The 14,280-nt window shown below is 71.6% G+C and carries 9 protein-coding genes and 1 pseudogene; 8 read left to right on the top strand and 2 right to left on the bottom strand.

The genetic code is table 11. The features are described 5' to 3' along the window. Nucleotides 1–27: 27 nt before the first annotated feature. From ACIQTP_RS42510 to hflX, 5 genes are all read left to right on the top strand, one after another. Nucleotides 28–603 carry a hypothetical protein gene (locus ACIQTP_RS42510; protein WP_403410540.1) on the top strand — a complete coding sequence of 192 codons (576 nt, stop codon included), beginning with the start codon at nucleotides 28–30 and terminating at the stop codon, nucleotides 601–603. Between the two features lie 91 nt (nucleotides 604–694). Continuing rightward, nucleotides 695–1,564: a diaminopimelate epimerase gene (dapF, locus tag ACIQTP_RS42505; RefSeq protein WP_403410448.1), complete on the top strand. Its 870-nt coding sequence runs from the start codon at nucleotides 695–697 to the stop codon at nucleotides 1,562–1,564. 236 nt (nucleotides 1,565–1,800) lie between these two features. Beyond that, nucleotides 1,801–4,095, top strand: a complete 2,295-nt coding sequence (locus ACIQTP_RS42500) for a RelA/SpoT family protein (RefSeq protein WP_403410445.1) — start codon at nucleotides 1,801–1,803, stop codon at nucleotides 4,093–4,095. Nucleotides 4,096–4,162: 67 nt separating this feature from the next. Beyond that, on the top strand, nucleotides 4,163–5,644 hold the full coding sequence (locus tag ACIQTP_RS42495; RefSeq protein WP_403410442.1) for a M1 family metallopeptidase: 1,482 nt from the start codon (nucleotides 4,163–4,165) through the stop codon (nucleotides 5,642–5,644). A 214-nt stretch (nucleotides 5,645–5,858) separates the two neighbouring features. Next, nucleotides 5,859–7,355, top strand: coding sequence for a GTPase HflX (hflX, locus tag ACIQTP_RS42490; RefSeq protein WP_403410439.1), 1,497 nt, complete (start codon nucleotides 5,859–5,861; stop codon nucleotides 7,353–7,355). A gap of 88 nt (nucleotides 7,356–7,443) precedes the next feature. Here the strand turns inward: hflX and ACIQTP_RS42485 are convergent. Together ACIQTP_RS42485 and ACIQTP_RS42480 are read right to left on the bottom strand one after the other, a co-directional pair. Further along, a pseudogene (locus ACIQTP_RS42485) lies at nucleotides 7,444–7,857 on the bottom strand (hypothetical protein); the annotation flags it as partial. Nucleotides 7,858–8,075: 218 nt separating this feature from the next. Next, nucleotides 8,076–9,305 (bottom strand): trypsin-like serine peptidase, encoded by a 1,230-nt coding sequence (locus ACIQTP_RS42480; RefSeq protein WP_403410436.1) that lies wholly within the window; start codon nucleotides 9,303–9,305, stop codon nucleotides 8,076–8,078. 413 nt (nucleotides 9,306–9,718) lie between these two features. Between ACIQTP_RS42480 and ACIQTP_RS42475 the strand changes: the two genes are divergently transcribed. The 3 genes from ACIQTP_RS42475 (at nucleotide 9,719) to ACIQTP_RS42465 (ending at nucleotide 14,234) form a co-directional block, all read left to right on the top strand. Continuing rightward, complete coding sequence (locus ACIQTP_RS42475; RefSeq protein ID WP_403410537.1) at nucleotides 9,719–11,137, top strand: diaminobutyrate--2-oxoglutarate transaminase family protein; 1,419 nt, start codon at nucleotides 9,719–9,721, stop codon at nucleotides 11,135–11,137. Between the two features lie 221 nt (nucleotides 11,138–11,358). Beyond that, nucleotides 11,359–13,368 (top strand): IucA/IucC family protein, encoded by a 2,010-nt coding sequence (locus ACIQTP_RS42470; RefSeq protein ID WP_403410433.1) that lies wholly within the window; start codon nucleotides 11,359–11,361, stop codon nucleotides 13,366–13,368. Nucleotides 13,369–13,508: 140 nt separating this feature from the next. Beyond that, nucleotides 13,509–14,234, top strand: a complete 726-nt coding sequence (locus ACIQTP_RS42465; protein ID WP_403410430.1) for a GNAT family N-acetyltransferase — start codon at nucleotides 13,509–13,511, stop codon at nucleotides 14,232–14,234. The last annotated feature ends 46 nt before the right edge of the window (nucleotides 14,235–14,280 follow it).

Here is a 14,280-nt window from a genome sequence, read left to right as displayed (position 1 = left end):
GAGTCCGAGTTGGGAGGGCGCGTGGCGATGGAGGCCGGCCCTCGCGACACCGCACAGGACGCGGAGCACGACACCGCGCGGGAGCAGCAGAAGCCGCTGGAACGTCAGGACGTCGTCGGAGATCGACCGGGCCCTGACGGAGACCGGCTGGGCGGCGACGGTGAGCGCCCGAGTGCCGACGGCGCTCCGCTGAGCTCCGACGGGCCCGACGACCCTTCCGGCGGTGTGAGCGCCGACGGGCCGGCACCGGACGAGATGGTGCCGCCCGAGGTCGAGGTCGAGCTGCGCCCGCAGCGCCGACTGCGGATCTGGCAGCTCGCGCCGATCGTGATCCTGGCCGCGACGGGCTCCCTGATGTTCGCCTTCCCGCTGGCCTTCGAGTTCGGTGACGGCGGCGCGGTGGTCGCCATGCTCGGCCTGCTGATCTGCTCGTGCGCCGCGGGCTGGGGCATGATGGCGGCCCGCCGGGTGGGCTACGTCTGGCCGGGCCTGCCGCCGCGGGGCTCCGGCCGCCGTCTGGACTGGCGTGTCGTGCTCGCGTACGTCGTGGTGGTCACGGTGGTGGCGGTACTCGCCGTCTGGCGCGTGGCCCGCCTCCGCTGACGTCCGCCTTGACCTGGCCCCCGCTGACGTCCGCCTTCACCTGGCCACCTGCCGGGACCGGGGCGTCGGACCGACCCCGTAGGATCGGGGAATGAGCACGCGGATCGCCTTCCTCAAGGGCCACGGGACCGAGAACGACTTCGTGATCCTCCCGGACCCGGAGAACGCCATCGACCTGCCCCCGACCGCCGTGGCCGCCCTGTGCGACCGCCGCGCGGGCATCGGCGGCGACGGTCTGCTGCACGTCGTCCGGTCCGCCGCGCACCCCGAGGCCAAGGAGATGGCGGCCGAAGCGGAATGGTTCATGGACTACCGCAACGGCGACGGCTCCGTCGCGGAGATGTGCGGCAACGGGGTGCGGGTGTTCGCGCGCTACCTCCAGCACGCCGGACATGTCACCGAGGGAGACATCGCGGTCGCCACGCGCGGGGGCGTGAAGAGCGTGCACCTCGCCGAGGACGGCGGCATCACCGTCGGCATGGGCAAGGCGGTCCTCCCCGAAGGGGACGTCACCGTGAGCGTCGGCGAACGCAGCTGGCCCGCGCGCAACGTCAACATGGGCAACCCGCACGCCGTCGCCTTCGTGGACGACCTCGCGCACGCCGGCAACCTGTTCACGCCGCCGCCGTTCGCTCCGGCCGCGGCCTACCCGGACGGGGTCAACGTCGAATTCGTGGTCGACCGTGGGCCGCACCACGTCGCCGTGCGCGTCCACGAGCGCGGCTCCGGGGAGACCCGCTCGTGCGGGACGGGCGCGTGCGCCGTGGCCGTCGCGGCGGCCCGCCGCGACGGAGCCGACCCGGCCGTGACGGGGACTGCGTCGACGTACACCGTCGACGTGCCCGGCGGCCGCCTGGTGATCACCGAGCGCCCGGACGGCGAGATCGAGATGACGGGCCCCGCGGTGATCGTCGCCGAGGGCGAGCTCGACGCGGAGTGGCTGGAGACCGTTCAGTTCTGAACGGACGTCCCGGACGACGTCGTAACCCCCGTTCCTTCCAAAACCTCGCGTCCGTAAACCCCCTGCACCTTCGCTCGAATGGGTGATCCGTTTCACGCTCGGCGAGAGGCGGTCAACCGGGCGTGGTGGGCTCGGTAGCATCAAGCACCGGCCCGGACGGGGGAATCGGGACCAACCCCTGAGCCGTGTACGCCATGGGGCACCCCGTCCGCCGGTCTACGCAGCCGGAGGTGCCCATGAGTGCGGAGGCGACGAACCCCGCGACGCCAGCCCCTGCAACGCCCTCCCCCGAGCTCCCGACTTCGCTCGAGCGGGGGGACCCCCATGAGCAGGGGGTGCCCCCGTCGCACCGCAGGAAGAGCCGTCCTCGGATCGATCTGCGCCGCCTCGGCCGCGCCGCGCTGCTCGGCACGACGTCCCGCGACCGGCTGCCCGACGCGATCGGTCATGTGGCCGAGGCACACCGCGCCCACCACCCCGACGCGAACCTGGAACCGCTGCGCCGGGCCTACGTACTGGCGGAGTCCTCGCACCGCGGCCAGATGCGCAAAAGCGGTGAGCCGTACATCACCCATCCGCTCGCCGTGACCCTGATCCTCGCCGAACTCGGCGCCGAGACCACGACGTTGACCGCCTCCCTGCTCCACGACACCGTCGAGGACACGGAAGTGACGCTTGATCAGGTACGTGACGAGTTCGGCGATGAGGTCTGCTATCTCGTCGACGGCGTCACCAAGCTGGAAAAGGTGGACTACGGGGCGGCCGCCGAGCCCGAGACCTTCCGCAAGATGCTCGTCGCCACCGGAAACGACGTCCGCGTGATGTCGATCAAACTCGCCGACCGGCTGCACAACATGCGCACGCTCGGCGTCATGCGCCCCGAGAAACAGGCGCGCATCGCCAAGGTCACCAGGGACGTGCTGATCCCGCTCGCCGAACGGCTCGGCGTCCAGGCGCTCAAGACCGAGCTGGAGGACCTCGTCTTCGCGATCCTGCACCCCGAGGAGTACGAGCACACCAGGGAACTGATCGTCGAGAACGCCTCGCGCGCGAGCGACCCGCTCGCCGAGATCGCCGAGGAGGTGCGCACGGTTCTGCGCGAGGCCGGGATCCAGGCCGAAGTCCTCATCAGGCCACGGCACTTCGTCTCGGTGCACCGCGTGTCACGCAAGCGTGGTCCCATGCGCGGCGCCGACTTCGGACGTCTCCTGGTGCTCGTGAACGAGGACGCCGACTGCTACGGGGTCCTCGGCGAACTGCACACCTGTCTCACCCCGGTCGTCTCGGAGTTCAAGGACTTCATCGCGGTCCCCAAGTTCAACCTTTACCAGTCGCTGCACACGGCCGTCGCGAGCGGTGACGGCGAGATCGCCGAAGTCCTCATCCGCACCCACCAGATGCACAAGGTCGCCGAGGCCGGGGTCATCGCACTCGGCAATCCCTACGCTCCTCCTTCGGAGGAGCAGTCGGACGAGCAGTCCGAGGGCCGGCCGGGCGGCGGCGGACGCCCGGTGGACGGCGAGCGGGTGGACCCCACCCGCCCCGGCTGGCTCTCCCGGCTCCTCGACTGGCAGGAGGGCGCCCCGGACCCGGACACGTTCTGGTCCACGCTGCGCGAAGACCTCGCGCAGGACCGCGAGATCACCGTCTTCCGCGCCGACGGCGGCTCGTTGGGCCTTCCGGAGGGCGCCAGTTGTGTGGACGCCGCGTACGCGCAGTACGGCGAGGACGCGCACGCCTGCATCGGCGCCCGCGTCAACGGCCGCCTGGCGACGCTCAGTACGGTCCTGAAGGACGGCGACACCGTGCAGCTCCTCATGGGCCAGGACCCCGCCTCGGAGCCCTCCAGAGAGTGGCTGGAGCACGCGCACACGGCCGCAGCGCGGATCGCCATCCAGCGCTGGCTGGCCGCACACCCCTCGCCCGCCGACACGCAGGACCCGGCGGCCCGGGAAGCCCCGGAAACCCCTGAGACCCCGGCCGCGGCCCTCAGGCAGTCCGCCGAGGCACCCGCGGCCCGTCCCACGGACGCGTCCGCCGCCCGCCCCACCGACGCCCCTGCCGCCCGCCCCGCCGCCGCGAACGCCGTCGTCGACCAGCCCGGCGCCTCCGTACGCCTCGCGGGCTGCTGTACGCCCGTACCGCCCGACGAGGTGACCGGCTTCGCCGTACGCGGGGGAGTGGTGACCGTCCACCGCGTGGAGTGCGCCGGAGTGGCTCGCATGAAGAGCTCGGGGCGCGCGGAGGTGGAAGTGCGCTGGGGCGACACCACCGAGTGCCGGGTCACGCTGGTCGCCGAGTCCTTCGGACGCCCGCATCTGCTCGCCGACCTCACCGAAGCCATCGCCCTGGAGGGCGTCGCGATCGTCTCGGCGACCGTCGAACCCCCCAGCCAGCAGCGCGTACGCCACACGTACACGCTCCAACTCCCGGACGCGGCCCACCTGCCCGGGCTGATGCGCGCGATGCGGAACGTGCCGGGCGTGTACGACGTGAGCCGGGCGCAGCACGCGGCGGCTGCCACGCAGTAGCACCCGATCGGGTGGGCCCGGCGCGAGTCGTCGCCGTGCGGCGGGTGCGCGCTGGTAGCCGTGGTCCATGCTGCTCACCCCCCGCACCAGGAACCGTCGTATCCAGGGGGCGCTCCTCGCCTCCGCCGTCTCGGTCTGTCTCGTCGCCGCGAGCGCCCCGTCCCCGGCCACGCCCCTCGGCATCGGTGACCGCCTCTTCCCGTACCTGGGCAATCCCGGGTACGACGTCAAGTCGTACGACCTCTCCTTCACCTACCCCGGCGTCAACGACAAGCCGCTGGCGGCCGTCACCACGATCGACGCCGTGACGACCGAGCGGCTCGAGCGCGTCAATCTGGACTACACGCACGGCACGGTGAAATCGGTCGAGGTCAACGGCGCGCCGGCGACGTTCACGAGCGCCGGGGAGGACCTCGTGGTGACGCCGGGGAAGCCGGTGCCCGCGGGTGGCTGGATGCGGATCACCGTGCGCCACTCGAGCGATCCGGTCACCACCGGGAACGGGGACGGCGGCTGGGTGCGGACGAAGGACGGCCTTGCCATGGCCAACCAGGCCGACGCCGGGCACATGGTCTTCCCGTGCAACGACCACCCCTCGGACAAGGCGATGTTCACGATCCACGTCACCGCGCCCGACGGGTACACGGCCGTGGCCAACGGACTGCCCGCCGGGGTCGACCGCGCAGGCAAGTCCACCACGTGGACGTACCGCACCGCGCACCCCATGGCCACCGAACTCACCCAGGTGTCCATCGGCCGCTCCAGCGTGCTGCACCGTGAGGGTCCGCACGGCCTGCCGGTCCGTGACGTCGTGCCCACCAAGGACCGCGAGCTGCTCGAACCGTGGCTCAAGAAGACGCCCGACCAGATCGCCTGGATGGAGAGCAAGGTCGGCCCGTACCCCTTCGAGACCTACGGGCTGCTGATGGCCGAGGCGCAGACCGGCTTCGAGCTGGAGACGCAGACACTCTCTCTCTTCGAGAGAGAGCTCTTCGCGGAGCCCGCACTGCCGAAGTGGTACGTCGAGTCGATCATGGTGCACGAGCTGTCGCACCAGTGGTTCGGTGACAGCGTCAGCCCCCGCGCCTGGTCCGACCTGTGGCTCAACGAGGGCCACGCGACCTGGTACGAGGCCCTGTACGCCGAGGAGAAGGCGGACAAGCCCATGGAGACCCGCATGAAGGCGGCCTACCGCGCCTCCGACTCCTGGCGGGCCGCCGGAGGGCCGCCCGCGGCGCCCAAGGAGCCCGCCCCGGGACAGAAGATCAGCATCTTCCGGCCGAGCGTCTACGACGGGGCCGCGCTCGCCCTGTACGCGCTGCGCCAGGAGATCGGACACTCCACCTTCGAGCGCCTGGAGCGTGCCTGGGTCGCCCTTCACCGGGACGGTACGGCCACGACCGCGGACTTCGAGCGGCTCGCGTCCGATCTCGCGAACCGTGACCTGAGCGGGTTCTTCCGGGCCTGGCTCTACGACACCAAGACGCCGCCGATGCCCGGGCACCCGGACTGGAGGAGCGACGCCCCGAAGGCGCGCAGAGGCGCCTGATAACTCGGGTGACGAGACGGGACGTGCCGTGCGACCATCATCAGGTCGGCGGCGCGGCCCCGCGGAGGGTTGGCCCGGCGGAATCCGGGAATCTCCCGGTGGTCCCGGACGTTCTTCCCTGTGACGGGCGGTGCCCGTCGCCGAACAGGTTTCACCAGTGACGCCATCGATACCACCAGTGACGTATCGGTGTCCCCATCGACGTAAGGATCCAATGACCTCCTCTTCTTCCCCTTCCCAGGACGCGCAGAGCCTCGCGCAGAACTACCCCGAAGGTCTTCGGGCCGATGCCCTGATGGAAGAGGACGTCGCCTGGAGCCATGAGATCGACGGAGAGCGGGACGGCGACCAGTTCGACCGCTCCGAGCGCGCGGCCCTGCGCCGTGTGGCGGGCCTCTCCACCGAGCTCGAAGACGTCACCGAGGTCGAGTACCGACAGCTCCGTCTGGAGCGCGTCGTCCTCGTCGGTGTGTGGACCACGGGAACCATTCAGGACGCGGACAACTCGCTCGCCGAGCTGGCAGCCCTCGCGGAGACCGCGGGCGCGCTCGTGCTCGACGGCGTCGTCCAGCGCCGGGACAAGCCCGACGCGGCCACGTACATCGGATCAGGCAAGGCCAACGAGCTGCGGGACATCGTCCTGGAGACCGGCGCCGACACCGTGATCTGCGACGGTGAGCTGAGCCCCGGCCAGCTGATCCACCTCGAAGACGTCGTCAAGGTCAAGGTCATCGACCGTACGGCCCTGATCCTCGACATCTTCGCCCAGCACGCCAAGTCCCGAGAGGGCAAGGCGCAGGTCGCGCTCGCGCAGATGCAGTACATGCTGCCGAGGCTGCGCGGCTGGGGCCAGTCGCTGTCCCGTCAGATGGGCGGCGGCAAGGGCGGCGGCCTCGCCACCCGTGGCCCCGGTGAGACCAAGATCGAGACGGACCGGCGTCGTATCCGCGAGAAGATGGCGAAGATGCGCCGGGAGATCGCGGACATGAAGACCGGCCGCGAGATCAAGCGCCAGGAGCGCCGCAGGAACAAGGTGCCCTCGGTCGCCATCGCCGGGTACACCAACGCCGGCAAGTCGTCCCTGCTCAACCGCCTCACCGGCGCGGGCGTGCTCGTCGAGAACGCGCTGTTCGCGACCCTCGACCCGACCGTGCGCCGGGCCGAGACCCCGAGCGGGCGGCTGTACACCCTGGCCGACACGGTCGGGTTCGTACGCCACCTGCCGCACCACCTCGTCGAGGCGTTCCGCTCCACGATGGAGGAGGTCGGCGACTCCGATCTGATCCTGCACGTGGTGGACGGCTCGCACCCGGCGCCGGAGGAGCAGCTGGCCGCCGTGCGCGAGGTCATCCGCGATGTAGGCGCGACCAACGTGCCCGAGATCGTGGTGATCAACAAGGCGGACGCGGCCGACCCGCTGGTCCTCCAGCGGCTGATGCGGATCGAGAAGCGTTCCATCGCGGTCTCGGCCCGCACCGGGATGAACATCGACCAGCTGCTCGCGCTCATCGACAACGAGCTGCCCCGTCCCTCGGTCGAGATCGAGGCGCTCGTGCCGTACACGCACGGCAGGCTGGTCGCGCGCGCCCACTCCGAGGGCGAGGTGATCTCCGAGGAGCACACCCCGGAGGGCACCCTGCTCAAGGTGCGGGTGCACGAGGAACTGGCGGCGGATCTAATGCCGTACGTTCCGGCGCCCGTCGCGCTCTGACCCTCGCGTTGCCGCCCGCGGCGACGTACGAAGGCCCGTCCCCTCTCGCAGGGGGCGGGCCTTCGCCGTGGCCGGGTGAGCGCGGCGCCTACCGTCCGCCGTACCGCTTGCTCATGTTCTCGTAGAGCGCCTGCGCGCCCGTGCCGAGCTGCGGGCCCGCGAGCCAGGTGTTGCCGGCCGGGCCGATCGAGGTGTTCGAGACCAGCTCGGTCCTGCCGCCGACGACCCGGAACCAGCCGCCGCCGGAGGAACCGCCGGCCATCGTGCAGCCGATCCGGTACATGGTCGGCAGGCTCGGGTTCAGCGACAGCCGGCCCGGCCGGTCGACGCACTTGAACATCTTCAGACCGTTGTACGGCGGCGCGGCCGGGTAGCCCCAGGCGCCCATCGCGCTGACGTCCGGGGCGGAGGGCGCCGAGAAGTCCACGTCCAGCGCGTTGCCGACCGTCTCCTCCAGGGACTTCGAGCCCTGCTCCGGCTTCACGTGCAGGAGCGCGTAGTCGACGGAACGGATGCTGGTGAAACCCCCGTTGGAGTGCTGACACACCACTATGCCCGGGCGGTTGGGGGCGAACGACGGTGGAGTGGTGAAGATTTCTGTGTGCCACCCCACCGTCGCCTGTGCGGCCCGTGTGCGATTCCTGTCAGGCCCGTCGGGTCACTGGCCTGCGCATCGTCGTCTCACTGGCCTCTTGTCTCACTGGCCCCTTGTCCCATGTCTCACTGGCTCGCGAACTTCTTGCTCACCGAGTCGTACACACCCTTGGCGACCGCACCCAGGTGCGGACCCGCCAGCCAGCCCGCGCTGACCGGGCCGATCGAGGTGTTGGACACCAGGGCGGGCTTGCCGTCCGACCCGGTCGCCACCCAGCCGCCGCCGGACGAACCACCGGTCATGGTGCACCCGATCCGGTACATCGTCGGGTCCGCCTTGGCGATCGAAAGACGGCCGGGCCTGTCGGCGCACTGGTACAGCCTCTGCCCGTCGAACGGCGCCGCCGCCGGGTAACCGGTCGCCGTGATGCTCGCGACCTTGGGCACGGCCGGAGCGTTGAAGTTCACCGGGAGCGCCGAACCGACCGTCTCCTCAAGGGACTTGCCGTTGCTCCCCTTCTCCGGCGTCACATGCAGGACCGCGAAGTCGTACGACGCGCCCTGGCCGCCGGTGGAGCCGCCCTGGGCGATCCACTGGTCCGAGGTCTGCGCCCAGTCGCTCCACCAGACACCGTACGGAGCGACCTCCGTCCTCGCGGCGTTCTGCAACTGGGCGGACGTCCTGCCGGCGTTGTTGTACGAGGGCACGAAGGCGATGTTGCGGTACCAGCCGCCCTTCTTGCCGGCGTGCACACAGTGGCCCGCGGTCCACACGAGGTTCGACTTGCCCGGGTGCGCGGGGTCCTCGACCACGGTCGCCGAGCAGACCATCGTGCCCTCGGGGGAGTCGAAGAACACCTTGCCCGCCTCGGGCACGCTGTCGTGGTAGGCGGCGCTCACGGCCTTCGCCGCGACGGGCGCCGGAGTGGCGTCGGTGACGCCCTGGTCACCGGAGAGGTCGTTCTCGTCGACGCCCTTGTTCTTGTCCGGGTCGTCGGCGCCGCGCATCCGGTCCGGGTTCCACAGCCCCTTGATGATGGGGTTGACGAAGTCGTTGGCCTCGCGCAGCCAGTCGTCCTTGTTCCAGTTCTTCCAGGCGCCGTTCTTCCACTTGTCGACGTCGATCCCGTGCTCTTTGAGCTTGTTCTTGATGTCGTCCGGGATCTTGATCTTGTCGGCGCCGCTCTGGGACGCCGACGCGCCGGCCTGGCCGCTCGCGTTGCTGTCGCCCGAGCCGCAGCCGGTGGCGGTCAGCGCCAGCGCCGCCGTCAGGCCGACGGCGGCCAGTACGGGGGAGGTTCCGCGGCGCGCGCTCCTCCCTCGACGAGCGGCGAAGGGCGGGCGTATGGATCGCATGGTGTAACTCCCCCTGGACGTAAGAGAACCTGTCAGGATCCGCCGATCCGGAGTCCCTCGGTACGGGACACAGGTGCGTCGTTCGGTGTCTCTGAACGGCACCACACACTATGCGCTCGCTGTGGGGGACATCCCACGGAACGGCAACGGTTCCGTCACGGCAAGGATCTTCGACTCACCCGCTTCCCCGAGCGAGTCGCGTCGTTGGTACGTACGGGGGACCTGCCGCCTGCGCTCAGAGCCCCCTGCCAACTCGCCTCTGGACAGCGGGAGGACCTGAAGTCGTGGCCGTGACCGAGTCTGCGGTGGTACCGGTGGGGCGCGAGCCCGAGGAGACGCGGGAGGGCGTGTCCGGGACGGGGCGAGAGGGGCCGGACGCTGTGCCCGGGGCGGCCGAGGGGGTACGAGAGACGGTGCCCGGATGGTCCGAGAGGGCGCCCGGAGTGTCCGAGAGGGCGCGCGCGGCGCACGAGGGGATTCTGCGGCGCCAGTCGGCGCGCGAGTCGGCGGCCCGCACCTACGCCCGCGCCCTGCCGATCGTCCCCGTGCGGGCCCGGGGACTGACCATCGAGGGCGCGGACGGGCGCCGTTACCTCGACTGCCTCTCCGGCGCGGGCACCCTGGCCCTGGGACACAACCACCCGGTGGTCCTGGAAGCGATCAGAAAAGTCCTCGACTCCGGGGCGCCACTGCACGTCCTCGACCTGGCCACGCCCGTCAAGGACGCCTTCACCACCGAGCTGTTCCGCACGCTGCCCCCGGAGTTCGCCGCCCGCGCGCGGGTGCAGTTCTGCGGACCCGCCGGGACGGACGCCGTCGAGGCCGCGTTCAAACTGGTGCGCGCGGCGACCGGACGCACCGGAATGCTCGCGTTCACCGGTGCCTATCACGGGATGACCGCGGGGGCGCTCGAAGCATCCGGGGGCGCGACCGAGGTACGGGTCGCGCGCCTGCCCTACCCCCAGGACTACCGCTGCCCGTTCGGCATCGGCGGTGAGCGCGGCGCCGAACTCGCCGCGCGCTGGACCGAGTCCCTGCTCGACGACACCAAGTCCGGCGTGCCACACCCCGCCGGGATGATCCTCGAACCCGTCCAGGGCGAGGGCGGGGTGATTCCCGCGCCCGACGACTGGATGCGCCGGATGCGCGAGATCACCGCGGCGCGCTCCATTCCCCTGATCGCGGACGAGGTCCAGACCGGCGTCGGGCGCACCGGCGCCTTCTGGGCGGTGGAGCACAGCGGGATCACCCCGGACGTGATGGTCCTGTCCAAGGCCATCGGCGGCAGTCTGCCGCTGGCCGTCGTCGTCTACCGCGACGACCTCGACGTCTGGCAACCGGGCGCCCACGCGGGCACGTTCCGCGGCAACCAGCTGGCCATGGCCGCGGGCACGGCGACCCTCGCGTACGTGCGGAAGAACGGACTGGCCGAGCGCGCGGGGACCCTGGGCTCCCGGATGCTCACCCAACTCCGGCGACTCGCCGAGGAGCTCCCGTGCATCGGTGACGTACGGGGGCGCGGGCTGATGATCGGTGTCGAGCTGGTGGATCCCGAGACACCCCCGGACACCTCCACCGGCGGTCCCCGGCCCGCCGCCCCCGAACTCGCCGCCGCCGTGCAGCGCGAGTGCCTGCGCCGCGGTCTGATCGTGGAGCTGGGCGGGCGCCGCGCCAGCGTGGTGCGACTCCTCCCGCCCTTGACGATCAGCGACGAACAGGCGACCGCGGTGCTCGATCGACTGGCGGACGCGGTGGCGACGGTGGCGCGCGCGGGACTGGGCGGGCCGGCCGGGCACGGTCGGGGTTCCGCGTCCGGTGAGCACGCCGGATAGGACCTGCAACCGTCGCCGGCGGCCCGTACGGCGCCCTCCTCGGCGGGCCTCCGCGCCCGGCCGGGACGCAGACCTCACTCGGAGCACCCCACGCGGACCACCCCACTCGACTCGAACCGCCGCCCTCCACCCGGACCGACCAGGAACGCCCCACGCCCCACGCACGCCGGTACCGCCCCGGTTCGTCGCCGCACGAGCCTGAACGACCCCGAGGAACTCTCTTGAACGCCACCCCCGCACCCGACGGCCGTCCCGACACCCACGAGCGAGCGGCCTGTGGCACGCAGACCCCGCTGGCTTTGGGGCCCGACTCGGTCCCCCGGCAGAAGGGAGGGGTCCGGGAGACCGAGCGGCTGCGCGGCGCCGCCGCCGACCTGCTGGAGCACCCCGCCGCCCACACCGCGGCCCAGGCGGCGGCGGTCGAGAACCTGTTGCGCTGCTGGGTACGGGAGAACAACCTGCCCGCCCCCTCCGACGGCACCCTGCGCATCCCCCTCCCTGCCAGCGGCACGTCCCTCCTGACGCCGGTCCACCACTGGTCCCCGACCGGCTGGCACCGCTTCGGCCTCCCGCACCTCGCCGACGCTCCCGAGGATGCACCGCCCGCCGACGCCGTCACCGTGGCGGCGCTGCTCGCGCGCCAGGCGGCGACGGGCGACGGGACGACGAAGGACGGGGCGACCGAGGACGGGGCGACCGAGGACGGGGCGACGAGCACGGCCGAGGCGGCGTCGACGCCCGTTTGCGAAACCGGCCCCGCCGGAGACGGTGCCGACCTGGTCGGCCGTGTCGCCGACTCGGTGCGGCGGACCGTCGTGTTCATCAACGACCGCAGGGAACGGCCCGCCGACACCCCCGACTTCTTCCTCGCCGCCGAACAGGCACTCGTGCTGGGGCACCCGTGGCACCCCACCCCGAAGAGCCGGGAAGGGCTCTCCGAGGCCGAAGCGCGGCTGTACTCACCCGAGTTGCGCGGCTCCTTCCCCCTGCACTGGATGGCGGTCGCCCCCTCGGTCCTGGCGGCCGACTCGGCGTGGACGGAGCGTGGCCGGCCCGTCCCCGCCCAGCAGCTCACCGCACGGCTGGCCGGAGCCGGGCTGTCCCTGCCCGACGGATACGCCGCCCTGCCGCTGCACCCCTGGCAGCTGGCCGAGGTCCGGCACCGACCCGAGACCGCGGCCCTGCTCGACGCCGGACTGCTCCGGGACCTCGGCCCGCACGGCTCCGCCTGGCACCCGACCTCCTCCGTCCGCACCCTCTACCGGTCCGGCGCGCCCGCGATGCTCAAGCTGTCGCTGGGTCTGCGCATCACCAACTCCCGCCGTGAGAACCTCCGCAAGGAGCTCCACCGGGGCGTGGAGGTCCACCGTCTGCTGCGCAGCGGCCTGTCCAAGCAGTGGCAGTCCGCCCACCCGGGCTTCGACATCGTCCGCGACCCGGCCTGGCTCGCCGTCAACGCCCCGGACGGCACCCCCCTGGCCGGGCTCGACGTGATGATCCGCCACAACCCGTTCGGGCCGACGGACGACGCCGGCTGTGTCGCGGGGCTCGTCTCTCCACGGCCCCACGCCCGGCCCGGCGCACGCGGCGGCTCCGAGGACCGGCCCGTGATGCGGTCCCGGCTCGCCGAGATCGTCACCCGCCTCGCCGGACGCACCAGCAGGCCCCGTGGCGCCGTCGCCGCCGAGTGGTTCCTGCGCTACCTGGAGCACGTCGTACGCCCCGTGCTCTGGCTCGACAGCGAGGCGGGGATCGCGCTGGAGGCACACCAGCAGAACACCCTGCTCCTGCTGGACCCCGAGGGCTGGCCCACGGGCGGCCGCTACCGCGACAACCAGGGCTACTACTTCCGCGCGTCCCGGCGCGCCGAACTGGACGCCCGGCTGCCCGGCATCGGCGAACACAGCGACACCTTCGTCTCCGACGAGGTCACCGACGAACGCTTCGCCTACTACCTGGCGATCAACAACGTCCTCGGCCTCATCGGCGCGTTCGGCTCCCAGCACCTCGCCGACGAACAACTGCTGCTCGCCGCCTTCCGACGCTTCCTCACCGACGTGGTCTGCGGCCCGGCCCGACTGCGTACGCCCCTGCCCGCCCACCTCCTCGACTCGCCCGTCCTGCGCTGCAAGGCCAACCTGTTGACCCGGCTGCACGGCCTCGACGAACTCGTCGGCCCGGTCGACACCCAGTCCGTCTACGTCACCCTCGCCAACCCGCTCCACTCCTGACGAAGCCGCCCTCGCCAACCGCCCCCATTCCTGACGAAGTCGCCCTCGCCAGCCCCTCCATTCCTGACGAAGTCATCCTCGCCAACCGCTTCCATTCCTGAGGAACATGCCCCACCCCGTCTCCTGAGAGGAGCGTCGCCGTGCCTCCCACCGATGCGAGCACCGACGCCGGTACCGCCCCCGACACCGACCCCGGCTCCGGGCCGGACACGGACAACGAGGACACTCTCGACCTGCGCCTGCCCGACGAGCTCCTCGCGCTCCTCGGCTCCGAGGTCGAGTCGGCCGGGGGAGACGACCTGCTCGACCGCATCGGTGGCTGGGGCCCGATCGCCACTCCCGTGGGCGCGTTCCACCTGGTCCCCGTCCGTGTGGAACGTGATCTCCCCCTCGTCTCCCGCTGGATGAACGACCCCGCCGTCGCGGAGTTCTGGGAGCTGGCGGGACCCGAGTCGGTCGCCGAAGAACATCTGTGCCGCCAGCTCGACGGCGACGGCCGCAGCGTGCCCTGCCTCGGCGTGCTGGACGGCACCCCGATGAGCTACTGGGAGATCTACCGCGCGGACCTCGACCTCCTGGCCCGCCACTATCCCGCCCGCCCGCACGACACCGGCCTTCACCTCCTCGTCGGCGGTGTCGCCAACCGAGGACGAGGCCTCGGATCCGCCCTGCTCCGAGCCGTCGCCGACCTCGTACTGGACAAGCGCCCGGCCTGCGCCCGCGTCGTCGCGGAACCCGACCTCCGCAACACCCCCTCCGTCTCCGCCTTCCTGAGCGCGGGATTCCGGTTCTCCGCCGAGGTCGAGCTGCCCGGCAAAAGGGCAGCCCTCATGGTCCGGGACCGGAGCCTGCGCGATCTGTTGTAGCGCCCTGCCTTCACCGCACCGCTCGTCCCGATCCGGTTCCCTGTCA

This window comes from Streptomyces sp. NPDC090798, assembly GCF_044768965.1.
In the GTDB taxonomy this organism is placed as follows: domain Bacteria; phylum Actinomycetota; class Actinomycetes; order Streptomycetales; family Streptomycetaceae; genus Streptomyces.
The sequence above is the reverse complement of the archived record's forward strand: the minus strand, read 5'-3'. Positions and strand labels throughout refer to the sequence as shown.

Bases quoted from the DNA above. Each gene is read 5' to 3' on its own strand.
- ACIQTP_RS42510 (WP_403410540.1), top strand. From the start codon at position 28: ATGGAGGCCGGCCCTCGCGACACCGCACAGGACGCGGAGCACGACACC.
- dapF (WP_403410448.1), top strand. From the start codon at position 695: ATGAGCACGCGGATCGCCTTCCTCAAGGGCCACGGGACCGAGAACGAC.
- ACIQTP_RS42500 (WP_403410445.1), top strand. From the start codon at position 1,801: ATGAGTGCGGAGGCGACGAACCCCGCGACGCCAGCCCCTGCAACGCCC.
- ACIQTP_RS42495 (WP_403410442.1), top strand. From the start codon at position 4,163: ATGCTGCTCACCCCCCGCACCAGGAACCGTCGTATCCAGGGGGCGCTC.
- hflX (WP_403410439.1), top strand. From the start codon at position 5,859: ATGACCTCCTCTTCTTCCCCTTCCCAGGACGCGCAGAGCCTCGCGCAG.
- ACIQTP_RS42480 (WP_403410436.1), bottom strand. From the start codon at position 9,305: ATGCGATCCATACGCCCGCCCTTCGCCGCTCGTCGAGGGAGGAGCGCG.